The sequence below is a fragment of the Planctomycetota bacterium genome, assembly GCA_039819165.1.
Taxonomy (GTDB): Bacteria; Planctomycetota; Phycisphaerae; order Phycisphaerales; family UBA1924; genus JAHCJI01.
Map to the genome: position 1 here is coordinate 426,695 of JBCBSM010000001.1, position 22,102 is coordinate 448,796.

16 protein-coding genes and 1 tRNA gene are annotated in these 22,102 nt (G+C 71.1%); 4 read left to right on the forward strand and 13 right to left on the reverse strand.

From position 1 onward, the window contains the following. Position 1: 1 nt before the first annotated feature. The 5 genes from AAFX79_01950 to tpiA all read right to left on the reverse strand — a co-directional run bounded on the left by AAFX79_01950 (position 2) and on the right by tpiA (position 4,535). Entirely contained in the window at positions 2-1,102 is a 1,101-nt protein-coding gene (locus tag AAFX79_01950; GenBank protein MEO1007309.1) for a PDZ domain-containing protein, read from the reverse strand. Between the two features lie 36 nt (positions 1,103-1,138). Next, on the reverse strand, positions 1,139-2,266 hold the full coding sequence (locus AAFX79_01955; protein ID MEO1007310.1) for a phosphotransferase: 1,128 nt from the start codon (positions 2,264-2,266) through the stop codon (positions 1,139-1,141). 4 nt (positions 2,267-2,270) lie between these two features. After that, entirely contained in the window at positions 2,271-3,134 is an 864-nt protein-coding gene (locus AAFX79_01960; GenBank protein ID MEO1007311.1) for a YicC/YloC family endoribonuclease, read from the reverse strand. 32 nt (positions 3,135-3,166) lie between these two features. After that, positions 3,167-3,691: a preprotein translocase subunit SecG gene (secG, locus tag AAFX79_01965; protein ID MEO1007312.1), complete on the reverse strand. Its 525-nt coding sequence runs from the start codon at positions 3,689-3,691 to the stop codon at positions 3,167-3,169. A gap of 82 nt (positions 3,692-3,773) precedes the next feature. Beyond that, positions 3,774-4,535, reverse strand: coding sequence for a triose-phosphate isomerase (gene tpiA, locus AAFX79_01970; GenBank protein ID MEO1007313.1), 762 nt, complete (start codon positions 4,533-4,535; stop codon positions 3,774-3,776). 127 nt (positions 4,536-4,662) lie between these two features. On the opposite strand from tpiA, the gene AAFX79_01975 reads away from it, so the two are divergent. Next, complete coding sequence (locus AAFX79_01975) at positions 4,663-6,411, forward strand: NAD(P)/FAD-dependent oxidoreductase (GenBank protein MEO1007314.1); 1,749 nt, start codon at positions 4,663-4,665, stop codon at positions 6,409-6,411. A 58-nt stretch (positions 6,412-6,469) separates the two neighbouring features. Further along, on the forward strand, positions 6,470-8,248 hold the full coding sequence (locus AAFX79_01980) for an NAD(P)/FAD-dependent oxidoreductase (GenBank protein MEO1007315.1): 1,779 nt from the start codon (positions 6,470-6,472) through the stop codon (positions 8,246-8,248). Positions 8,249-8,267: 19 nt separating this feature from the next. On the opposite strand, the gene pckA is transcribed toward AAFX79_01980, so the two are convergent. Continuing rightward, positions 8,268-9,863, reverse strand: a complete 1,596-nt coding sequence (pckA, locus tag AAFX79_01985) for a phosphoenolpyruvate carboxykinase (ATP) (protein MEO1007316.1) — start codon at positions 9,861-9,863, stop codon at positions 8,268-8,270. Between the two features lie 184 nt (positions 9,864-10,047). Here pckA and AAFX79_01990 point away from each other — a divergent pair. Continuing rightward, a tRNA-His gene (locus tag AAFX79_01990) sits at positions 10,048-10,121 on the forward strand. Between the two features lie 10 nt (positions 10,122-10,131). Here the strand turns inward: AAFX79_01990 and AAFX79_01995 are convergent. The 6 genes from AAFX79_01995 to AAFX79_02020 form a co-directional block, all read right to left on the reverse strand. Beyond that, positions 10,132-11,013, reverse strand: a complete 882-nt coding sequence (locus AAFX79_01995) for a fructosamine kinase family protein (GenBank protein ID MEO1007317.1) — start codon at positions 11,011-11,013, stop codon at positions 10,132-10,134. Between the two features lie 65 nt (positions 11,014-11,078). Then, a complete protein-coding gene (locus tag AAFX79_02000; GenBank protein MEO1007318.1) occupies positions 11,079-12,218 on the reverse strand; it encodes a response regulator in 1,140 nt (379 codons plus the stop codon). A 117-nt stretch (positions 12,219-12,335) separates the two neighbouring features. Next, entirely contained in the window at positions 12,336-15,026 is a 2,691-nt protein-coding gene (locus tag AAFX79_02005; protein MEO1007319.1) for a DNA gyrase subunit B, read from the reverse strand. A 98-nt stretch (positions 15,027-15,124) separates the two neighbouring features. Continuing rightward, on the reverse strand, positions 15,125-16,342 hold the full coding sequence (locus tag AAFX79_02010; GenBank protein ID MEO1007320.1) for a L,D-transpeptidase family protein: 1,218 nt from the start codon (positions 16,340-16,342) through the stop codon (positions 15,125-15,127). Between the two features lie 52 nt (positions 16,343-16,394). After that, complete coding sequence (locus AAFX79_02015) at positions 16,395-17,015, reverse strand: 5-formyltetrahydrofolate cyclo-ligase (protein ID MEO1007321.1); 621 nt, start codon at positions 17,013-17,015, stop codon at positions 16,395-16,397. A 120-nt stretch (positions 17,016-17,135) separates the two neighbouring features. Beyond that, positions 17,136-18,560 carry a replication-associated recombination protein A gene (locus AAFX79_02020; protein ID MEO1007322.1) on the reverse strand — a complete coding sequence of 475 codons (1,425 nt, stop codon included), beginning with the start codon at positions 18,558-18,560 and terminating at the stop codon, positions 17,136-17,138. Positions 18,561-18,632: 72 nt separating this feature from the next. Between AAFX79_02020 and AAFX79_02025 the strand changes: the two genes are divergently transcribed. After that, complete coding sequence (locus AAFX79_02025; protein ID MEO1007323.1) at positions 18,633-19,391, forward strand: lysophospholipid acyltransferase family protein; 759 nt, start codon at positions 18,633-18,635, stop codon at positions 19,389-19,391. On the opposite strand, the gene AAFX79_02030 is transcribed toward AAFX79_02025, so the two are convergent. Further along, positions 19,388-22,027: a hypothetical protein gene (locus tag AAFX79_02030; protein ID MEO1007324.1), complete on the reverse strand. Its 2,640-nt coding sequence runs from the start codon at positions 22,025-22,027 to the stop codon at positions 19,388-19,390. The genes AAFX79_02025 and AAFX79_02030 overlap by 4 nt on opposite strands. Positions 22,028-22,102 lie beyond the last annotated feature (75 nt).

Genomic DNA, 22,102 nt, shown 5'->3' on the forward strand with positions numbered 1-22,102 from the left:
GCTATTCGTTGAGGCGTCGCAGGATCCGGGCTCGCTCGCGGTTGAGCGTCCGCGCTTCCTGCTGCAGGCTGCGCAGCAGCTCGTCCAGTTCGGCGACCTGCTCGGTGATCAGGGCCCGCCGCGCCCGTCCCGCGTCGGTGTCGGGCAGGGCCCGCATCTCGGCCTGCAGGGTCGTCCGTTGCGAGCGGGCGCGGGTGAGGCCGGCCTGCGTTGTGGCGAGGTTGCGATCGAGCCGGAGCAATTCGGCGCGGAGCTGCCTCTCGACGCCGCCGTCGCCCTCGCCGACGATCGTCACGCCCGGCCGCCGGGTCGAGGCCGACGCCGGCTCGCCGCCCAGGGCGACGCCCGGCGCGTGCACGCGGCGTCGCATGGGCTCGCGGGCGTTGGGCGCCCGGACCGAGGCCCGCGCATCCATCCAGCCCAGGCTGCCCCCGCCGTGATCGCCGCGGAGCCGCTCGAGGCGCAGGGCCCACGCCCGCAGCAGCTGGGCGTCGCTGAGCTGCCGCGGCGTCTGCAGCCGGGCGCGGTCGCCGAAGGTGACCGCAACCCGCATCGGCTCGCCGTCACGCTTGAGGTCGATCTGGGCGGACTCGCCGGGCATGTGCGACACGATCGCGACGGTGACGCCGTCGTCGCGGCCGTGGATGGGCACGCCGGCGATGGCGGTGATGACATCGTTCTCGCGGAGCTTGGTGTACGCATCGAAGCCCGGGATCACGTTGCCCAGCCGGAGCCCCTCGCCGCTGTTGGTGCTGAAGCTCACGCCCAGGCCCGCCTTGGGGCTGAGCACGAAGACGCGGGCGGCCAGGTCCTCGAAGCGGCGGGTCGCCTCGGCGTGGCCCGCCGGATCGACGTCGGACTCGAGCGCCTCGGTGTACGCCCGCTCGAGCGTCGCCAGCGCATGCCCGGGTTCGAGCTCGCGGACGAGGTCGGCCAGCCGCTGCGCCGCCGCGGCGCGGGCCGGCCAGCTGTCGACGGCCATCTCGGCCATCGCCTCGCGGAGTGCCGCGACGTCCTCGTCGCGCTGCGCGGTGGCTGCGGGGGAGGCCGCGCCGATCAGCGCGAGCCACGAGAGTGCGATCACGAGGCCGCGAACTGCCATAGACCATGCTAGCGGCGGGCGGCGAGGCCGTGCGGCCTAGCCGGTGCCGAGTGCGAGCACGTCGCCTGCGTGGTCGGTGAACCACTGGCTCTTGCGGGCCACCATCCGCAGGAAGGTCGCCGGCTCGCGGCCGTGGAAGGTCCCGGTGCCGGCGATCGGGATGGCCGCCTCGGCGATCAGCGCCTCGGCCATCAGCCAGGGCAGGGCCGCCCAGACCTCTTCCGAGAGCCCCCGGGAGCCCACGATCGCCCGCCCACTCCGCACGCCTTCCAGGAAGGCGCCCAGCAGGCCCTGATCTGGAGCGGTCGGCCACCGCTTCGGATCGGGTCCCTCGGCCGTCAGCGAGAACTGCAGCGCACCGTTGGCGACGTCCAGCATGCTCGGGGCGATGCCCGCCGACTCGTGGTCGAGCACCGCGGCGATGCGATCGCCCCGATAGATGAGGTTCCCCGGATGCCAATCGCCGTGGACGATCTGGGCATCGCTGCCCGCCAGCGTGTTGCGTGCGCGGGCGGCCGCCGCTTCGTAGAGCGCCCCGACGCGGGCGGCCAGGTCCTTGCCGTCGTCGCCCTCGATCGCCGAGGGCAGCCGTGCGAGGCTCTGCCGCACCCGGATGTCGTCGTGGTAGACGCCGGTGCGGGGTTCGCCGATGGTGCGGCCGATGCCCTGGAGGTGGTCGTGCGCGTTGCCCAGCAGCGCGTGGTAGCGGCCCAGGGCCTCGCCCGCCTCGCGGGTCTGCGCGGGGGTCCGGTCGCAGCGTTTGCCCGCCACGAAGCGCAGCACCTCGAAGGTGCGGCCCCCCAGCCGCAGCGCCGTGGCGCCCTTCTTGGTGGCCAGCAGTTCGGCGACCGGGAACCCATGCGCCGCGAGCCGGCGGTGGATCGAATGGGTGACGTGCACGAAGCCCGGATCGTCCGCGCCCGGAGCCAGCCGCTTGAGCACCACGAGGCCGGAGATCGAGCCGCGCAGGAGCATCTTGGGGGCCAGCGGCGAGCCCGCCATCAGCGGCTGGGCCCGCAGCAGTGCGCCGATGGCGTACTGGACGCGGACGCGGTGGATCTCTCCGGGCGCGAAGCCTGCGTCGGCCTCTGCGGCCCGGAGCGCCGCGGGCGAGATGTGGCCCGCGTCGCCTTCGCCGGCGTGCTGCTCGCGCATCCGGCTCATGCCCCTACTCGACGTTCTGGACCTGTTCTTTGATGCGGTCGATGGCCGCCTTCGCCTCGATGATCGAACGCGCGATCTCGGCGTCGGGGCTCTTGCTGGCGATGGTGTTGGCTTCGCGGAGCATCTCCTGGGCGATGAAGTCCAGCTTGCGGCCCACGGTGCCGCCGCCGGCCCGCAGCGCATCGAGGAACTGCTCGACGTGCCCGCCCAGCCGCGAGACCTCCTCGTTGACGTCGCACCGCTCGGCGTAGGCCGCGACCTCTCGGACCACGTCTACCGCGTCGGCCTGGGGCAGCATGCCCTCGATCCGCGACCGCAGCCGACGCTCGTACTCCGCGCTGGCAAGCGGCGCCCGCTCCCGCACGACCGCGAGGCTCTCGGTGATGACCCGGCACAGGTCGGCCAGCTCGTCGGCGAGGGCCGCTCCCTCGCGCTCCCGCATCGCGATGAGCGCCCGGCACGCCTCGGGCAGCAGGCCCAGCAGGCTCGATCGCGCCTCGGCGATGCGTTCGGTCATGGGCGGCGGCACGAGCACGCCGGGCAGCGTCATCAGCGACGCCAGATCGATCGTCGCGCCGTCGACGCCCATTGCTCCCGGCACCTCGCGGAGCTGCTCGGCGTACTTCCGCAACGCGGCGGCATTGACGCTGTGTGCCTCGTGATCGCCCCGCAGCACGCACACGCCGCGGACCGTCACCGACCCGCGGGTCAGCATGCCGCGGATGGCCTCCTCGAGTTCGGCCTCGAGCGGCGCGAGCTCCTCGGGCAGTCGCACGGAGGTCTTGAGGTAGCGGTGGTTAACCGAGCGAACCTCGACGAAGTAGGCCGAGCCGTCCACCTCCGCGGAGGCCTCTCCATAGCCGGTCATGCTGCGGATCACGCTTCCCCCGGTATGCGAGGCTACCGACCGGGCGGCGCGGGATCGGGCGTCGAGGGATCGGTCGCGGGTTCACCCGGTGGTTCCTCGGCGGGTGGCACCTCGGCGGGCTGCTCGCTCTCGGGATCCGGAGGCGATTGGTCCGGGCCGCCGGACGAGCCCGTGCCCTCGTCTCCATCGCCGGCGGCGCTCTCCGCGGGTTCATCATCTGCGGGCGGCGAGTCGGCGTCGGCGGCCACCTGCGGCTGGGCGGCGCCGGCGGTCGGCTGCGTGGCCTGCTGCGTGTCGGGGCGGCTGACGAACACCAGGAGGATCGCCAGGCCGACGAACATCACGAAGGCGCCGATGGTCATGTACGTCAGGGCGTCGCCGGTCTTGGCGCCGAAGGCCGTCTGGCCCGATCCGCTCGATGCGCCGAAGGCCCCGCTCAGGCCGCCGCCCGAGGGCCGCTGGATGAGTACCACCAGGATGAGCACCACCGCCACCGCCAGGAACAGCAGCGTCAGCAGATTCTCGATGATCGGGCTGAGCCCGAGGGTCAGCGTCATGCGTGCCTCCCGCGTCGGCCGTCTCGGCCAGTGGCAACTCTAGACGCCCCGCCACGCGGCAAGTCTGCCGCGTGAGGGTGGTTCAGGCGTTCGCGGTGGCGGCCGACCGCGTGATCTCGGCGAAGTCCGCGGCCGCGAGCGACGCACCGCCGACGAGCCCGCCGTCGACGTCGGGCTCGGCCAGCAGGGCGGCGGCATTGGCGGCCTTCATCGAGCCGCCGTAGATGATCCGCATCGCGTCCGCCGCGCCACCGCCTAGCACGCCGGCGATCACGCCCCGCGCCGCCGCGTGTGCCGCCTGGGCATCCGCAGGCGATGCGGTCCGTCCCGTGCCAATGGCCCACACGGGTTCGTAGGCGATGACAAGCCGGTCGGCCGCCGCCCCGGGCAGCCCGTCGAGAGCCGACCGCAGCTGCCGCTCGTTGACGGCATCGGTCTGGCCGGCCTCACGCTGCTCGAGCGTCTCGCCGATGCACAGCACGCCCGTGAGGCCCGCGTCGAGCACCGCGGCGAGCTTGGCCCGCACGAGGTCGTCCGGCTCGCCAACGTCGTGCCGCCGCTCGGAGTGGCCCACCAGCACCGCGGCCACGCCCAGCTCGGCCAGCATCGAGGCCGAGACCTCACCAGTATGGGCGCCGTTCTGGTGCTGCGAGCAGTCCTGGGCGCCTAGGGCCACCGGCGAGCCCGCCAGGGCGTCGCCAACGGCGTTGAGCCAGACGAACGGCGGGAACACGGCCACGTCCACGCCCGAGAACGCGTCGCGGGCGACGGCTCGGCCGAGCTCCGCCGCCTCGGCCCGGGTGGTGTTCATCTTCCAGTTGCCGCCGAAGAAGGGCCTTCGCATCGGGGAGGGTACCAACGGTGCCGGCGGATGGGGATGTAGGGATCGGAACTAGGCCTAACCTCATTGCCAGCAACGGCGTTTGCGGGTAGCTTCTATCACCCGTACCTGGAGAGGGAGCGCTTCATCTATGTCCGATAATACTCCGTACGACATCGCCATCGTCGGCGGCGGGCCCGCGGGCTCGACCGTCGGCGGCCTCATGAAGATCCACAATCCCGATCTGCGGGTGCTCATCGTCGAGCGGGAGGTCTTCCCGCGGGAGCACGTCGGCGAGAGCCAGCTGCCCGCGATCAACCCCATCCTGGACGAGCTCGGCGTGTGGGAGCGGGTCGAGGCCGCCAACTTCCCCATCAAGATCGGCGCCAGCTACACCTGGGGCAAGGACGCCGAGCAGTGGGACTTCGACCTGTACCCGCTCGAGCAATTCGTCGAGGCGCCCCGCCCGGGCAGCCTCGAGGGCCAGCGGCGATCCACGACGTTCCAGGTCGAGCGGTCGATCTACGACAAGATCCTGCTGGATCGGGCCGAGGAGGTCGGCTGCGAGGTCCGACAGGGCACCAAGGTCACGAAGGTCGCGTCCGAGGGCGACCGCATCGAGCACCTCGAGCTCAGCGACGGCACGAGCGTACAGGCCGAGGATTACGTGGACGCCTCGGGTACCGTCGGCCTCCTCCGCCGGGCGATGGGCGTGGAGAGCGACGCCCCCAAGGCCCTGCGCAACATCGCGATCTGGGACTACTGGGACGGCGTCGACTGGGCCGTCGAGATCGGCAACGCCACGCGGGTGCAGGTCCGCAGCATCGGCTACGGCTGGCTGTGGTACATCCCCTTAAGCGAGACCCGCGCCAGCTGCGGCCTGGTGTGCCCCAGCGAGTACTACAAGAAGCGCGGCCTCAGCCCCGAGGAACTCTACCTCGAGGCCATCTCCAAGGAGCCGCGGATCTCCGAGCTGACCGCGCCGGGAACCCGGTCGGGCACCGTGCAGACCACCAAGGACTGGTCGCACCTGGCCGACCGGCTCGTCGGCGAGAACTGGTGGCTCGTGGGCGAGGCGGCGGGCTTCGCCGATCCCATCCTGGCCGCCGGCATGACGCTGGCGCACGGGTCGGGCCGCGACGTGGCCTGCACGCTGCTCGAGAAGCGGCGGGGCCAGCTCTCCGAGAAATGGCTCGCCCGCAACTACAACGATCGCACGCGGCGATCCATCCGCCAGCACATCCAGTTCGCGCAGTACTGGTACGCCGCCAACGGCAACTTCACCGACCTGCAGGAGCACTGCACGGAGATCGCCGACGAAGCCGGCCTGTCGCTCGATCCCAAGCAGGCCTGGGCCTGGCTGGCGCAGGGTGGCTTCACCAACAGCAACGCGCTGCAGCCCGTCTTCGGCAGCTACGACCTGACCGCGGCCCGCCGCGTGATGGAGATCTTCGCGGGCGAGCAGCACAAGTACACCTTCCACCAGTACAACACGCTGCGGCCCGACATCGAGGGGGCGGAGAATTCCAGCGTGCCGCACTACGGCGCGGGCCGCGTCGAGAAGGTCGAGGGCCTCCGCCGGGGCAACTACTTCGTGCCCTTCGGCGGCGTGCACGGCGAGATCATGAAGATCGCCACGCGGGTGCATGACATCAACCAGATCTTCGCGGGCATCCAGCAGGTGGTGAACCAGCAGGTGCCCGAGGAGCACCGCAGCCTGGGCCGCAACCGCTTCTTCCAGACGCTCGAGACGCTCGTGCTCGAGGGCTGGCTGAAGGGCAGCGTCGATCCGACGCGGCCGATGCTCCAGTGGGACTACGTGCCCAGCAAGCAGATCCGCTGGGCGACCGATAGCGACGAGGCGCTCCGCAAGCGCAACGAGGCAATGGCCTCCAACTAGCACGCGCGTCCCGTTGGGTGGATCACGGCGTGGCGAGCAAACTCCGAGGAGCGAGTGCATGGTGACCGCAACGACCGAACGGGCGTGCGACGTGGCGATCGTGGGCGGCGGGCCCGCGGGCAGCACCATCGCCTGCCTGCTCAAGAAGTACAAGCCCGCCCTCGACGTACTCATCGTCGAAAAGGAGTCCTTCCCGCGGGAGCACGTCGGCGAGAGCCAGCTGCCGGCCATCGGCGTCGTGCTGCACGAGATGGGCGTGTGGGACAAGGTCGAGGCCGCCGGGTTCCCCGTGAAGCTCGGCGCCAGCCTCACCTGGGGCCGCGACAAGGAACGCTGGGACTTCGACTTCTACCCCGTCGAGGAATTCAAGGACGAGCCCCGCCCCGCGCGGTTCGAGGGCCAGCGGACCCGCACCGCCTTCCAGGTCGAGCGCTCGATCTACGACAAGATCCTGCTCGACCATGCTCGCGAGATGGGCACCGCGGTGCTCGAGGAGACCGCCGTCCGCGAGGTGCTCAAGACCGGCGATCGCGTCGACGGCATGCATCTGTCCGATGGCAGCACCGTGCGGGCCCGCCATTACGTCGATGCGAGCGGCGCCATCGCCCTGCTCCGCCGCGCGATGGGCGTCGAGAGCGAGGCGCCCAAGGCCCTCCGCAACGTCGCGTTCTGGAGCTACTGGGACAACGTCAAGTGGGCCGTCGAGATTGGCGTGGGCGGCACCCGCGTGCAGGTCCGCAGCCTGCCCTACGGCTGGATCTGGTTCATCCCGCTCTCGGCCACGCGCGCCAGCGTCGGGTTGATCTGTCCGGCCGAGTACTACAAGCAGTCGGGGCTCAAGCCCGCGGAGATCTACCACAAGGCGCTGGCCGAGCAGCAAGAGATCTCCGAGCTGATGGCTAGCTCCGAGCAGACCGACGAGGTCCGCTCGACCAAGGACTGGTCGCACGTCGCCGACCGCGTGGTGGGGGAGAACTGGTACGTCTGCGGCGAGGCGGCCGGCTTCGCCGACCCCATCCTGGCCGCGGGCATGACGCTGGCGCACACGTCGGCTCGCGAGCTGGCGTACACCATCCTCGAGATGGAGCGGGAGGAGTACAACGAATCGTGGCTGGCCTCGAGCTACGACCGCAAGACCCGCCGCAACATTACCCAGCACATCCGCTTCGCGCAGTACTGGTACGCCTCCAACGGCAACTTCACCGACCTGCAGGAGCACTGCCAGGCCATCGCCGAGGAGGCCGGCCTGGAGCTTACGCCCCAGGACGCCTGGCGCTGGCTCGCGCAGGGCGGCTTCACCAACCAGACACTGCACTCGGCCAACCTCGGGTCGTTCGACCTGGGCACCGCGCGGCAGATCGTCGGCAAGTTCGGCGACGCCGAGCTGGACCTGGCCAGTGAGACCTTTACCTTCATGGACGCCAACACGCTCGTACTCGATCTCGAGGGCGCCACCGAGGAGCGGGTGGCCGAGTACGACAGCGGCCGCGTCAAGCCCATCGACTGCTTCACGCGGAATGGCAAGGTGCTGCCCAAGACCGGGGCGTACGCCGTGCTGGTGTCGATGCTTCGCCAGAGCGACGACGCGAACCAGATCTTCGGCTACCTGCAGAACCACCTGCGCACCAACCACACGCCCGCCGACGCCAAGCGATACATGAACGAGTCCGTCCAGGCGATGGAAGTGATGGTGGTCGATGGCTGGGTGAAGGCCAAGGTCGACCCCGATCGCCCGATGCCGCAGTGGTCGCTGGGCACCAACCGCCAGCTGCGGAGCACCGAGGAAGGGCTCCGGGCCTACGAAGCCTCCCGGGGGGCGAGCACCACCGCGGGCTGAAAAACCGGAGCGTACGGCGCTACGCGTTCGGGCCCGACGCCCGCACGGCGTCCGCCATGTCGTACTTGGCGTCGTTGGCTCGGAAGCGCTGGGCGAGGTCCTTCGCCTTGGCGTCGTAGGCGGCGCCGTCGCTCCACGTGTTCCGCGGGTCGAGCACCTCCGACGGCACACCCGCCACGGCGGTAGGCATCCGCAGGCCCAGGATCGGGTGTTCGGCGTACTCCGCCTTCGCGAGCTCGCCCGAGAGGATGGCCGACACCATCGCACGGGTATACGCCAGCTCGAAGCGGTGGCCCGTGCCGTGGGGGCCGCCCGTCCAGCCCGTGTTGAGCAGCCAGACGTCGGCGTCGTGCTTCTTGATCCGCTCGGCGAGCATGCCGGCGTACTCGGCGGGCGGCCTCGGCATGAATGGGGCGCCGAAGCACGCGCTGAAGTTGGGCTGGGGCTCCGTGACGCCGGCCTCGGTGCCCGCCAGCTTGCTGGTGTAGCCGTTGATGAAGTAGTACATCGCCTGCTCGGCCGTCAGCTTGGACACGGGCGGCATTACACCGAACGCGTCGGCCGTCAGGAAGATGACGTTCTTGGGGTGCGCGCCCGTCGATGGGATCACCGCGCCCGGGATGTACTCCACCGGGTAGGTCACGCGGGTGTTCTCGGTGATCGAGCCATCGTCGTAGTCGGGCTCGCGGGTCTCGTCGTCGACGACGGTGTTCTCGAGCACGCTGCCGAAGCGGATGGCGTCCCAGATCTGCGGCTCGCCCTCCTTCGAGAGCTTGATGCACTTGGCGTAGCAGCCACCCTCGAAGTTGAACACGCCCTTGTCGCTCCAGCCGTGCTCGTCGTCGCCGATGAGGGCGCGGTCGGGGTCGGCGCTCAGCGTCGTCTTGCCCGTGCCGCTGAGGCCAAAGAACAGCGCGACATTGCTCGGATCGTCCTTGGCCACGTTGGCCGAGCAGTGCATGGGGAACACGCCGACCTCGGGCATGTCGAAGTTCATGGCGTAGAAGATGCTCTTCTTGATCTCGCCGGCGTACTCGGTGCCGAGGATCACCACCGTCTTGCGCTCGAGCGACTGGGCGATCAGGATCGGCCCGGGCACGCCGAACTGGCGGGCCTCGTCCTCGGTCAGCCCGCGGCGGCCCGCATTCAGGATCGTCCAGTCGTGGTTCCAGTCCGTCGAGCCGCCGGCGGCCTCGGTGCCCTGGCGGATGAACAGCGTGCTTGCGAAGAGGTTGTGCCACGCCTGCTCGGTCACCACGCGGACGCCCAGGCGATACTCGGGGTCGGCCCCGGCGAAGCCCTCGAAGCAGTACAGCCGATCCTGGGCGTTGAGGTGCTCGGTGGCGATCGCCTCGGCCAGTTCGAACTGGTCGGCGGTCATCGGCTGGTTGACCTTGCCCCAGTCGATCTTGCCGTGGATGGCCGGTGTGTCCTCGAGGTACTTGTCGGTGGGGCTGCGGCCGGTCCGGTCGCCGGTCATGCACACGAGCGCGCCGTTGGATGCCAGCGTGCCCTCGCCGGCGGCCAGCGCCAGCTCGACGAGCCGCGCCGGTGGCAGATTGCGGAGGGTGCGGGCGGCCGAGAGGTCGAGGGCGGTGGCGGTCTTCGTCGGCATGGGCGCTCCATCTCCAGCCTGCGTGAACGTCCCGATGCCGCGTGCCGAGAGGCCGGGCGGAGGGAAAGAGGGATGCTAGCTCGCCGTCGCCCGATCCGCCAGCCGCTTGCCCCGTCCGGCGAGCGTGCTAGCGTTACCGCTCGGCGGTAGCCGGCCCGAATACCGGACGTACGTCGTTCGCACGGTGGCTGTAGCTCAGTTGGTTAGAGCACCAGGTTGTGGTCCTGGGGGTCGCGGGTTCGAATCCCGTCAGTCACCCTTCGCCCCGCTACGCACGCCCCAGGACGCGCGCCATTGCGGCCTCGGCTTGCGCTCCGTAGCCCCCGCCGAAGAGCGTGGCGTGCACCAGCAGCGGGTAGATCGTGTACAGGTCGCGTCGGAACTCCCAGAAGCCGGGCTGGATGGGCCGCAGCTCCCCGTAGCGCCCAAAGAACGCGTCGCCCACGCACCCGAACAGGGTCACGAACGCCAGCTCGATCTCGCGGTCGGCGAAGTAGATGGCCGGGTCGATCAGCCCGGTGACCCGGCCTCCGTCTGACAGCATGTTGCCCGACCAGAGATCGCCGTGGATGAGCACGGGGTCCTCTCCCGGCGCCACGTACCGCTCGGGCGACGACCGGATCGCGTCGGCGAGCGCGTGGGCCGTACGCAGGCCCGCCTCCGAGATCGACCCGCGAGTCCGCGCTCTCGTGGCGAAGGCCCGAACTCGGTGTTCGGCGAAGAAGTCCGCCCAGCAGCCGGGCCGCGACCCGGCCGCGTTGGGCTGGGGCAGCGAGCCGATAAGTGTGTCTCGTGGGTAGCCGAACTTCGGCGCCGTTACGCCGTGAAGCTCGGCCAGCAGCTCGGCGAGGTGCGGCTGGGCATCGATGCCGATGCCCGTCGACCCCGGCAGCCGCTCCATGATCAGCAGGCCGGCGTCGGCGTAGTAGATCTCGGGATTGGGCAGGAATGGCGCGCGTACGGCGAGATCGCGGAGCATGCCGGCCTCGACGTCCAGCGTGCCGTCCGAGCCCGCCAGCTTGGCGACGATCGGTCCGTGGTGCCGCGTTGTTGTTGCGACGACGTCGGCGATGCAGCCGCCCGCCAGCCGCTCCAGCGGCTCGATCTCGGTGCCGAGCGCCGCCGCGATGCGTTCGCGTCCCGATGCCATGGCGGATCATCGCGGGCCGCGGGCGGCGTGTCGAGTGCGTCGCGCCCTCGCGCGGTTGGGCCGCTTCAGCCGGCCTTGGCTCGGTTGCATTGGTCGATCAGGGCGTGGATCTCGCTGACGGCGAAGCTCACCTCGCCGGTCTCGGCCAGCATCGCCAGCACGCGATCCGCCGCCGCCGCCGCCATCCCGTGCCCGAGCAGCGGCCCGGTGCCGCGGATGCGTGCGCAGATGTACCGCACCTTCTGGGCGTCGTTCTCTTCCTGGCACTTCTCGAGCTCGCCCGCGAAGTTCTGTAGGTCCTCGGCGAACATCTCGGCCAGGCCGTCGAGCTCGGGGTTCTGGCCCTCGGCGGTGGCCTCTACCTCGTCGACGGCCGTGGCGTGCAGCACCATGAACTCGCCCAGCGCCCGCAGCAGGTTGCCCCGCTGCAGCGGCTTGGACAGGAAGCCGGTGGCCTCGGACTGTCGGACCGCCGCCCGTCCCCGGTTGCTGGAATCCGACGACAGCGCGATCAGCGGCATCACGCGGCCCTGCGAACGCAGCTGCCGGACCATGTCCCGCGCTTCGTTGGCGTCGAGGTCGAAGTCGCACAAGACGACATCGAAGGGCTCGGACAGCAGCGGCTCGGCCTCCTCGTAGTCCTTGGCGGTGACCAGGCGGATATTGGTCTCCGAGAGGTACACCTCGACCAGCTTGCGATCCAGGTCGTACCCGGTGATCAGCAGCACGCGGCCGCGCAGCTCGGCGGGGTCGACGTTCTCGAGGGAGTACTCCTCGTTGAGGCGGTCGACGGCGACGAAGTCCTGCACGTCGACCTCGCCGGCGAACCGCAGGCCGACCTCGTGCACGCGGCCCGAGACGTGCCGGCACTGCACGACGCTGGCCGAGAGCCAGACGTCCTCGGCGCCCTTGAGCGGCCGCAGCCGCACCTTGCAGGTCGTCCCGAGGTGCATGTACGCGCTGTGCAGCACGCTCATGCCGCCGCGGGAGAGGTTGCGGCACGCCACGTGGATCGTGACCGACCCACCGCTGGGCTGCATGACCTCCATCTCGATGCCGCGGGTGCGGAACGGCAGCCGGGCGTGGCCCCGCCGGGGCGACGAGCCCGCGGAGTCGGCATCGAGCTTGTCGAGCAACGCATCGAGGCGGTCGGTCGCCATGCGGATGCTGGACGGCGTCGGATCGGCATCTGGCTGCTTGGGCATACCGCTTCTCCCGACGGCAACATCGGGAGCTTGGCGGCCCCGCTTGGGCCCGGACGCCGAAATGGGGGTCGGCCCGGTGCGGATCCGCGGGCGGGCGAGCGGTCCTATCGGACGCCGCTAGACGTCGAGGTTCTTGGCCTCGAGGGCGTGGTCCTCGATGAACTTGCGGCGGGGCTCTACCTGCTCGCCCATCAGCGTCGTGAAGAGCGTCTCGGCCTTGGCGGCTTGGTCGAGCGTCACCCGCAGCAGCGTGCGGACCTCGGGGTCCATCGTGGTCTCCCAGAGCTGTTCGGCGTCCATCTCGCCGAGGCCCTTGAACCGCTTGACATCCATGCCGCGGCGTCCCACGTCGTGCAGCGTGGGCACGATGCTGGCGAGGCTGGGCGCCTCGTACACCCGCTCGCCGCCGTCCTCGCCCGCCTTGCCGGCCTGCTGCATGACCCAGGCGAAGCGGGCCGGCAGCTTCTCGCCGGTCACGGCCTCCTCCTGCCGCAGGTCCCAGTCGGCGATGTCGAGTCCGAGCTCGGCGAGCTGGTCGAAGATCGAATCCAGCTCGCGGTTCTCGTGGAGCTCGCGGATGGTCGCGATGGGCTTGGGCTCGCCGCCGGCCGCCGCGCCGTTGGGCGTGGCCGCCCCGTTGGCGGTCGCGCTCGGGGGCTGCTCGTTCTTCGCGTCGGCGTGCTCCTCGTTCTCGGCGAGCCGGAGCCCCTCGCGCTCGACGATGCCGATGGCCTGCTCCTCGGACCACGACCACGAGGCCCCGCCGCGCCACGACACGCGGTGCGTCGGCAGCGTCCCGCCGCCGTCGGGCGCCTCGACCCGCGTGCCGAGCAGCGTCATGAAGCGGACGCCGCGGCGTTCGGCCACCACGACCAGCTCCGCGAGGCGGTCGAGCAGCTTGACGGCCCGCTTGACGTCGTCGCCCTCGATGCGGTGCAGGATGGTCGGCTCGCCGTCGACCGTCAGCGTGTCGGCGTCGTAGGCCTCGCGGACGACCAACGCGGCGTCCTCGATGGCCTGCTCGGCCAGCACGTCGCTCAGCTCCCGCTCGTTGAGCACGTAGCGGCTCTTCTTGCCGCGGATGATCTGGAAGAGCGGCGGCTGGGCGACGAACACCCGGCCCCGCCGGATCAACTCTGGCATCTGGCGGAAGAAGAACGTGAGCAGCAGCGTGCGGATGTGGCTGCCGTCCACGTCGGCGTCGGTCATGATCACGACCTTGCCGTACCGCAGCTTGCTGATGTCGAAGTCCGGCCCGATGCCGCAGCGCAGGGCGGCGACGAGCGTGCGGATCTCCTCGAAGCCCAGCACCTTGTCGATGCGGGCCTTCTCGACGTTGAGGATCTTGCCCTTGAGCGGCAGGACGGCCTGCGTCTCGACGTCGCGGCACTGCTTGGCGCTGCCGCCGGCCGAATCGCCCTCGACCAGGTACAGCTCGCTCCGCTCGACGTCCTTGGTCTTGCAGTCGCTGAGCTTGTGGGGCATGCTGCCCGAGTCGAGGGCGCTCTTGCGGCGGGTCAGCTCGCGGGCCTTGCGGGCGGCTTCGCGGGCCTGCGCCGCCAGGATGCCCTTCTGGCACAGCTTCTTGGCCTCGCTCGGGTGCTCCTCGAGCCAGGTGCCCAGCGCCTCGCCGACGGCCTGGGCCGCGAACGCCTCGATCTCGGGGTTGAGCAGCTTCTCCTTGGGCTGGTTGTTGAACGTGGGGTCGGGCAGCTTGACCGACACGATCGCGATCAGCCCCTCGCGGAGGTCCTCGCCGCTGGGCGTGGGGTCCTTCTCGCGGATGATGCCGGCCTTGCGGGCGTAGGCGTTCAGCGTGCGGGTGAGCGCGACGCGGAAGCCCTGGGCGTGCGTGCCGCCGTCGACGTTGTTGATGTTGTTGGCGAAGGTCAGCAGCGTCTCGTTGTATCCGTCGTGGTACTGCAGCGCGACCTCGCACACCAGTTCTCGCTCACCGTCGGTGCGCTGGATGTGCACGGGGCTGGAGACCGCCGACTTGCCCCGCATCAGGTGCTGCACGTAGGCCAGCAGCCCTTCGTCGGCGTGGAACACCTCGTCGCGGACCTCGCCCGACGCGTCGACCCGCTCGTCCCGCAGGCGGATCACCACGCCAGGGTTCAGGAAGCTCAGTTCGCGCAGCCGGTCGGCCAGCGTGTCGTAGCTGAATTCGGTAACCGGGAAGATCTCGGTATCGGGCAGGAACGTCACCCGCGTGCCTGTCGAGCGTTTGGTGTCGGCCGGCAGCGGCCCCACCTGCCGCAGCGGCTCGGAGACCCGGCCCCGCGAGAACGCCATGGCGTGGATGACGCCGTCGCGGTAGACCTCGACCTCCAGCAGGCTGCTGAGCGCGTTGACGCAGCTCACGCCCACGCCGTGCAGGCCGCCCGAGACCTTGTACGCGCTGCCCTCCTGGCCAAACTTGCCGCCCGCGTGCAGCTTGGTCATCACGATCTCGACCGCGGGCTTGCCGTCGAGCTGGGGGTCGGCGTGCTTGACGGGATCCACCGGGATGCCGCGGCCGTCGTCGGTCACGCTCACGGCGCCGTCGGCCTGGATCGTGACCTGTACCGCCGTGGCGTGGCCCGCCATCGCCTCGTCGATCGAGTTGTCCACCACCTCGTACACCAGGTGGTGCAGCGCGTTGACGCCGGTGCCGCCGATGTACATGCCCGGCCGCTTGCGGACGGCCTCGAGCCCCTCGAGCACGCGGATCTGGTCGGCCCCGTAGCCGCCGTTCGGTCGTGCGTCGGCGGGCGTCGTCGTCGGGTCGTTCTCGGCCATGGAACCTCGCAGAACGGGGGCCGTCATGGCTCCCTCGGGCGGACGCGAATCGTAGGTTGGCACCACGAAAAAGGCCCCGGATTTGGCCGGGGCCCGGGGCTGTTTTTTGCGGCGTTGCGGCCCGCTCAGGGCACGATGTGCACCTGGCTGATTTCCTCGGCCAGCATCTCGTAGATGGTCGCCACGTCGTCGGGCAGCATGCGGACGCAGCCCATGGACTTCTCGTGGCCGATGCTCTCGGGCTCGATGGTGCCGTGGATGCCGTAGCCCGTGAATACGGACGCCTCGCCGAGCCCTCGCAGGCCGATCCACCGCTCACCGATGGGGTTCTCCGGGTCGCTGTTGCTGAAGCGTTCGCCGGTGCGGGGGTTGACCCAGTGGGGGTCGATCAGCTTGCTGTGCCGCTTGACCTCGAACGCGCCCACGGGCGTGCCGTCGTACTCGCCCAGCCCGACGTCGTAGGAGCGGATGAACATCCAGTCGGTGGGCTCGTCGGGCGGGCCGGCGTAGAGGTCGAGGCGGAATTCGCTCTTGTCGACGACGGCGTTGAACGGCCCGCGGACCAGCTTGAGCCGCTGGCCGCCGCGGATGCCGTCGCTGGCCAGCCGGTTGATCCGCACCAGCAGCCGCCAGTCGACCGCGAGCCCCTCGCGCTGCGTGATGGTGCTGAGGTAATCGCCGTTCTGCACGATGTAGGTGGCGGTGAACGGATCGCCCTCGTAGACGCGGGGCGAGAACAGCAGGTCCTGGTTGATCGCCCCCATCCGCTGGCGGATGGTCGCACGCTCGGCCTCGGTCGCCTGCTCGCTCATCAGGGCGCGGTTGTAGAGCTCGCGGGCCTGCAGCGGGTCGTTGGCTTTCAGTTCTTGCTCGGCCCGGGCGATCAGCGACGCGACGGCGCTCGCGCGGGGCGTCGAGGCCGGGGTATCCCGCCGGTCGTCGAGCTCGATGGCCGCCGGCGGGGGCGCTGCCTGGCGTACCTCGCGGGCGCCGTCGGGAGAGGGGCGTCGTGGCTCGGCAGCAGGCGTCCGTCCCTGGGTGTCCGATCGAGCCGCAGATCCCGCGGGAACCTGCGGCGAGGCCTCGGCCTGCGGAGGCCGTGCCGCCAGTTCGATCGGCGACAGGGGTTCGGCCCGGTCCGTTGCCGCCAGCCGCGTCTCGGAGGCGTCCCGCTGCGGCTCGCCGGCCGACGACGAGTTCGGGGGCAGGAAGGCCCACACCATGCCTCCGGCGACGCCTACGAGCAGCAGCACGCCGACGACGCGGCGCATCGGCCGGCGTCCGCGGCGGCGCTTCCGCGTCGCGCCCCCGAATCCGAATCCACCCTGTGATGGCAGCGACATGCGACCTCCTTGCGCGTGCGCGATCCAAAGATCTTGCGCGGGCCGGCTCGGGCTAGCGGCCCACGTCGTCCAGCACGGCGGCGATCCGCGGGCCGTTGATCTCCAGCAGCCGCCGCTCGGTCGCGACCGCATCCAGGCGGGCGTCGTGCGGTTCGGTCGGCACCCGGGAGATCAGCTGGGCCTCCAGAGCGAGGCCCAGTGCGAGCCCACGGCGATCGGGCCGTGCCAGCAGGCGATCATAGAACCCGCCGCCCCGGCCCAGCCTGAAGCCGCGGAGGTCGAACGCGACGCCCGGCACCAGCACGACGTCCACCGACGCCATCGCGACCGCGGGCGCATGGGGCGCGGGCTCGGGCACGCCGTGGCGGCCCTCGACGATGTCGGCTTCCGCGTCCCGCAGCTCCGCGGGCGTCAGCACGCGACCATCCCAATCCACGCGGGGCACGGCCACCTTCACGCCGCGGGCCATCAGGCGATGCACCAGCTCGGCCGTGTCGGCCTCCCCCGGCATCGACAGGAAGACCATCACGCAGCGGGCGTGCTCGATGGGCGTCCACGCCAGCACCCGCTCGGCCAGCCGGTCCGAGGCCTGCCGGAGGTCGGCCTGCGGCACCCGCTCCACGATCTGGCGGACCCGCGTGCGAACGAGCGACTTGTCTTCTTCGTCGGGCATCGCGGGCATCGTCGGCGGCCACGCGGGGCCGTACGAACGGCGTGCGGGGCGACGTGGGGCGGGAACGCTCACAGCCACGATATCGGGTCGCCGCGGAGGGGGGCTGCACCCGGAACCCCCTCAGCCCGGTGGCGCACCACCGACCGGCCCGGCGGGCCCCGCCGGCTCGCCACCGGGATTGGCCGAGGCACGCCGTTCCCGGCGTCTGCGGCGGACCTCCTCGAGCCGCTCCCGCATCGCCGCTTCGGCGCCGGCGTCGGTCGGTTCGTAGTAGGCCTTCTCGACGCCTAGGTAGTCCTGCCCGGTCAGGGCGTCCTCGTGGCCGTGGCTGTACTCGTAGCGCTCGCCGCCGGCCTGCTTGGTCCGCACGCCGGCGCCCTCGCCCGCCGACACCGGGGACGAGTTGGGATCCCGCAGGTACAGCGGCACGGGCACGGTGCGGCCCTCGCGGACATCCTCCAGCGCCGCCCGGATCGCCATGTAGCTCGCGTTGCTCTTGGGCGCCAGGGCGAGGTAGCAGGCGGCCTGCCCCAGCGTGATCCGCGCCTCGGGCATGCCGATCCGCTCGACGAGCGACCACGCCGAGGCGGCCACGGTGATCGCCTCGGGATCGGCATTGCCGATGTCCTCGCTGGCCAGGATCGCCATGCGCCGCGCGATGAACCTCGGGTCCTCGCCGCCCTCGAGCATCCGCGCGATCCAGTAGAGCGCCGCGTCGGGGTCGCCGCCCCGCATCGCCTTGATCATGGCCGACGCCGCGTCGTAGTGCTCGTCATCGCCGTAGACCATCGCCTTCTGCTGGATCGACTCCTCGGCGACCGCCCGGTCGATCACGATCACGCCCTGGGGTTCGCGATCCTCGGGCAACGAGCTGAGCACCGCGACCTCGAGGGCCGTCAGCGCCCGTCGCGCATCCCCGTCGCACTTGGTGGCCCACACCACGAGCGCGTCGTCGCGGACATCGAGCGGCAGCGCTCCGAAGCCCCGCGGCTCGTCGGCGATGGCGTGCCGCAGCACGGCGACGATTTCGTCCTCGCCGAGCGGTTCCAGCCGGAACAGCGTGCTGCGGCTCACCAGCGCGGCGTTGCACGCGAACAACGGGTTCTCCGTCGTCGCGCCCACGAGGGTGAGCACGCCGGCCTCTACGTCGCCCAGCAGCACGTCCTGCTGGCTCCGCGTGAACCGGTGGATCTCGTCGAGGAAGAGCACCGTCCGCGGGCCGCCGTCCTCCAGCCGGCTGCGGGCGACGTCGGCGATCTCGCGGACCCGCTTCACGCCGACGGAGGCCGCGTTGGCCTGCTCGAAGTGCCGCTTGGTGTGCGCCGCGATCAGCTGGGCCAGCGTCGTCTTGCCCGTGCCGGGCGGGCCGTGCAGCACCAGGCTCGTGATCGCGTCGGCCTCGAGCATCCGCCGCAGCAGCTTGCCGGGAGCCAGGATGTGCCGCTGGCCCGCGAACTCGTCGAGGGAACGCGGCCGCATCCGCATCGCCAGGGGCTCGGCCAGCCGCCGGCGACGCTCGCGGGCGGCACCAAACAAAGTGCTCATATCCGGATGATACAAAGCTGCGCGGGGCGGGCAAGCCGCCGGCCAAAGCTACTCCGTGCTAACCTCCCGCCCGTGTTCTGGCTCGCCGCCGCCATCGTGCTCTGGATCGTGGTGGCCCTGCTCGCCGGCCCGCTGCTGCGCAATCCGCGGGACGACGTCGAGGGCGGGCTGGTCTACCACACGCTGCGGCTGTACGTCTGGCTGCTGCACCGGCCGGCCGTCGCGGGCCGCGAGCACGTGCCCCGGACCAACGCTCCGGGCTCGATGATCGTCGTGGCCAATCACGCGTCGGGCGTCGATCCGCTGCTCGTGCAGTACGTGCTGCCCTTCGAGCCCCGCTGGATGATGGCCGCCCACATGCGCCATCCCCTCGGCGAGGGCCTGTGGCGCTGGGCCAGGATCATCTTCGTCTCGCAGCGCGAGCGGGATGCCGCCGGCGTCCGCGACGCGCTGCGGCACCTGGCCGACGGGGGCGTGCTGGGCCTCTTCCCCGAGGGCGGCATCGAGCGTCGGAAGCGGACGCTTCGGCCCTTCCAGCCCGGTATTGGCATGCTCATACGCCGCAGCAACGCGCCGGTGCTGCCCATCGTGATCGAGGATGCGCCCATGGCGTCCACGGCGTGGGCGAGCCTGGCCAAGCCCAGCCGGCCGCGCATCCGCATCCTGCCGCCGGTGCAGTACGACCGCACGACGCCGCCCGCCGAGATCGCCGCGGACCTGCAAGCCAGGTTCGAGAAATGGACCGGCTGGGCGGTCGAGGGCAAGCCCGATGACGCACCCGAGGATGATGCCCGGGCGGAGAACGGTGCATCGGCCGGGGTGGCGGTCTAGCGATCGAGCCGCGCGTTAATGGCGTCGAGCCGCTGCTGGTGGATGGCGCGGCCGGGCTCGATTGCGATCAGCGCCTCGACGTGCAGCCGTGCTTCGCGGAGATCGCCGGCGCGGATGGCCGCCATCGCCGCCAGCTCGCGGGTCGGCGCGTCGAAGGGTTCGATGCGGACCGCCCGCTTCGCCCAGTGCAGTCCGTCGCCGAAGTCGCCCCGTCGCATCGCCAGCCGCGAGAGCTCGGTCGCGAAGGCCGCCGAGTACTGCTCGCGGGCATCCAGGTGCCGCAGGTGGTCCGCCGCCTCGGCATCCGCCGGATCGATGCCGCCGTCCCGCCGGGCGAGTAGCACCAGCATCCGCCGGGGCTGGTCGGCGATGGGCTGCACACGGGCCCAGGTCCGCAGCAGGTCGGCCATCTCGGGCGCGGGCCGGCCGCTACGGCGGTCCAACTCGGCCTTCGCCCGCATCTCGACCAGCTGCGGGTGCTCGGGGTGCTGCACCAGCAGGTCATCGAGGGTCTCGATCGACACCGACCCATCGCCCTCGTACTGCTCGAGCAACTCGCCGGCGCTCGGCACGCCGTCGGCGGGCAGCAGCCCCCACGCGCGGGCGCGGCCGTGGGCCCAGTTGAGGAACTCGGCCTCGAGGTCGTCCTGGGGCAGCCCGAGCACGTCCTCGAACGCCTCTCGCTGCGTGAGGCCCTGCGCGTAGCCGTCCATCAGCCGCAGCGGCGCCTCGCTCCCAAAGCGTTCAACGATGAACTCGTACACCCAGGCCGACTGCGCGTACGCGAGCGCCCGGCCGTTGGGGCGATCGGGCCGGATAAACCCCAGGCTGAGCGTGTCCAGCGGGTAGAGCGTGTCGTCCCGCAGCGACGCCACCAGCATGCGGGCCCGCCGCTCGTCCCACGGCGCGTCCTCGAGGTAGACCGCGGCGGCCTCCGTAAACCAGTGGGGGATGCGGTTGCTGGTCCGAGAAAGGCTGACGGTGTGCACGTACTCATGCTGCAGGACGCGGGCCCAGTCGTAGCCTCGCTGGGTGCGGCCCGGTCCGGGGCGAGGGCTCTCCATCGCGATGGCCGGACCGGTGCTGGCGGCGATGGTGAAGATGTCGGGCATGCCGGTGATCCGCACCGCGAAGGTTGCGTGGTCGGGCATGAGGTCGATGACGGTCCGCTCGGCGGGTTCGTGATCGAGGCCGTCGCGTGCCGCGCCGGACACGCGGTCGTGGATGCGCTCGAGCTCGGGCCCCATGACACGGGCGAGCAGCTCGTCCGGGCCCGCCTCGTAGCGGATCAGGAAGTGGTCGGTCTCGATGGTCTCGAAGCCCGCGAGCTTCTGGGCCAGCGTCAGGCTATTGCGCGCACGGCGGTTGAAGGGGTCCAGCTCCGTGGCGCGTGTCAGCGCGGCGATCGCCTCGCCATCGTCGGCGGCCTGCATCGCCAGCAGCCCCAGCTCGATCCACGCCTCGGGCCACGCCGGCTGGAGCTCGGTGGCTGCGCGGAGGTGGGCCGCGGCGGGGGCGTACTGCCGCCAGTCGCTGAGCTGCACGCCCGCCTCGTAGTGGCCCAGCGCCGTCCCGGGCGACAGCTCGTCGAGCCGCGCCAGCAGCGCGGCCTCCGTGGCGGCGTCGTTGTACACCGCGGCGACGGCGGCCCGCAGCGCGAGCGCACCGCGCATCGCGGGGTAGGCCGTGAGCACCCCGTCGGCGTGTTCGGCAGCCTTCGCGGGCTCGCGTTGCCGCAGCATCGCCCGGGCGCGGATCAGGCCCGCGTGCGGCGATTGCGCACCTTCCCGGAGCGTGCCGGTAATCGAATCGAGCCTGTCGGCGATCGCGTCGGCTTGGTCGAAGTTGAAGCCGCGCACCTGCAGCTCGCCGAGCGTTGCCCACGCCTCGGCGGCCCGCGGGTTGAGCGCGAGCGCCTCGGTGATGGCCTGCTGCGCGCCCAGGCGGTTGTCGCGGGCGTCGAGCAGCTGCGCTTCGGCCAGCCGCGCGGGCCAATGCAGCCGGTCCAGATCGTCGCGAACGCGCGCAAGCAGGCTGGTGATCAGTTCGTACTCGCCCGCGCCGGGATCGACGCCGATGGTCCGCGCGCGGATCGCCAGCAGCCGCGCGCCGTCCGTCAGCGCGGCGGGATCCTCGATGGCCTCGCTCGCCAGCCGCTCGACGCCGGCGTCCGTAACGCGGGCCACGCCCGCGAGGTCGCCGAGGAGTTCGAGGCCGCGTGCCCGCAGCCGCAGCGCGCGGAGCGAGTCGTTGTCCTCGATCAGCGCGAGCGCATCGCGGACGTCGCCCCGCAGCACCATCGCCTCGGCCCGGTCGAGCGGGTCGACGCCCTCCGCATCGAACGCGGGGCTGCCATAGTCACCGGCGAGGAGTGCCGCACGCGCCGCCAACGCCGGCTCGACTAGGTCGGCGTCGGTCCACTGGCCGTGGAACACCCGCAGCGCGGCTCGCTCGGAGTCGCTCAGGTAGTCGGCGGCGATCGCTCGCTCGACGGCTGGCGAGAGCGCGGGCTCGCCCGGCTGACCCTGCTGCGCGAGCGACGGCACCGCGAGCCCCGCGAGCAAGAGCATCGCAAGCAGCCTGGACCCGCGCAGCTTGGAACCGTTGGACCGCATCACCTGATTAACGCGTGGCATCTCGCTTTTCTTCGCGTCCCGGGCCGTCCGGGGTTGAGCATCGGCCCGCTGTCCCGGGCAGCCCCGAACGGATGT

Coding starts and splice junctions, on each gene's coding strand:
- AAFX79_02000 (MEO1007318.1), bottom strand. CDS start 12,218: ATGCCCAAGCAGCCAGATGCCGATCCGACGCCGTCCAGCATCCGCATG.
- AAFX79_02005 (MEO1007319.1), bottom strand. CDS start 15,026: ATGACGGCCCCCGTTCTGCGAGGTTCCATGGCCGAGAACGACCCGACG.
- AAFX79_02015 (MEO1007321.1), bottom strand. CDS start 17,015: ATGCCCGACGAAGAAGACAAGTCGCTCGTTCGCACGCGGGTCCGCCAG.
- AAFX79_01975 (MEO1007314.1), top strand. CDS start 4,663: ATGTCCGATAATACTCCGTACGACATCGCCATCGTCGGCGGCGGGCCC.
- AAFX79_02030 (MEO1007324.1), bottom strand. CDS start 22,027: ATGCCACGCGTTAATCAGGTGATGCGGTCCAACGGTTCCAAGCTGCGC.
- AAFX79_01950 (MEO1007309.1), bottom strand. CDS start 1,102: ATGGCAGTTCGCGGCCTCGTGATCGCACTCTCGTGGCTCGCGCTGATC.
- AAFX79_01995 (MEO1007317.1), bottom strand. CDS start 11,013: ATGGCATCGGGACGCGAACGCATCGCGGCGGCGCTCGGCACCGAGATC.
- tpiA (MEO1007313.1), bottom strand. CDS start 4,535: ATGCGAAGGCCCTTCTTCGGCGGCAACTGGAAGATGAACACCACCCGG.
- AAFX79_02010 (MEO1007320.1), bottom strand. CDS start 16,342: ATGTCGCTGCCATCACAGGGTGGATTCGGATTCGGGGGCGCGACGCGG.
- AAFX79_01955 (MEO1007310.1), bottom strand. CDS start 2,266: ATGAGCCGGATGCGCGAGCAGCACGCCGGCGAAGGCGACGCGGGCCAC.
- AAFX79_01980 (MEO1007315.1), top strand. CDS start 6,470: ATGGTGACCGCAACGACCGAACGGGCGTGCGACGTGGCGATCGTGGGC.
- pckA (MEO1007316.1), bottom strand. CDS start 9,863: ATGCCGACGAAGACCGCCACCGCCCTCGACCTCTCGGCCGCCCGCACC.
- AAFX79_01960 (MEO1007311.1), bottom strand. CDS start 3,134: ATGACCGGCTATGGAGAGGCCTCCGCGGAGGTGGACGGCTCGGCCTAC.
- AAFX79_02020 (MEO1007322.1), bottom strand. CDS start 18,560: ATGAGCACTTTGTTTGGTGCCGCCCGCGAGCGTCGCCGGCGGCTGGCC.
- secG (MEO1007312.1), bottom strand. CDS start 3,691: ATGACGCTGACCCTCGGGCTCAGCCCGATCATCGAGAATCTGCTGACG.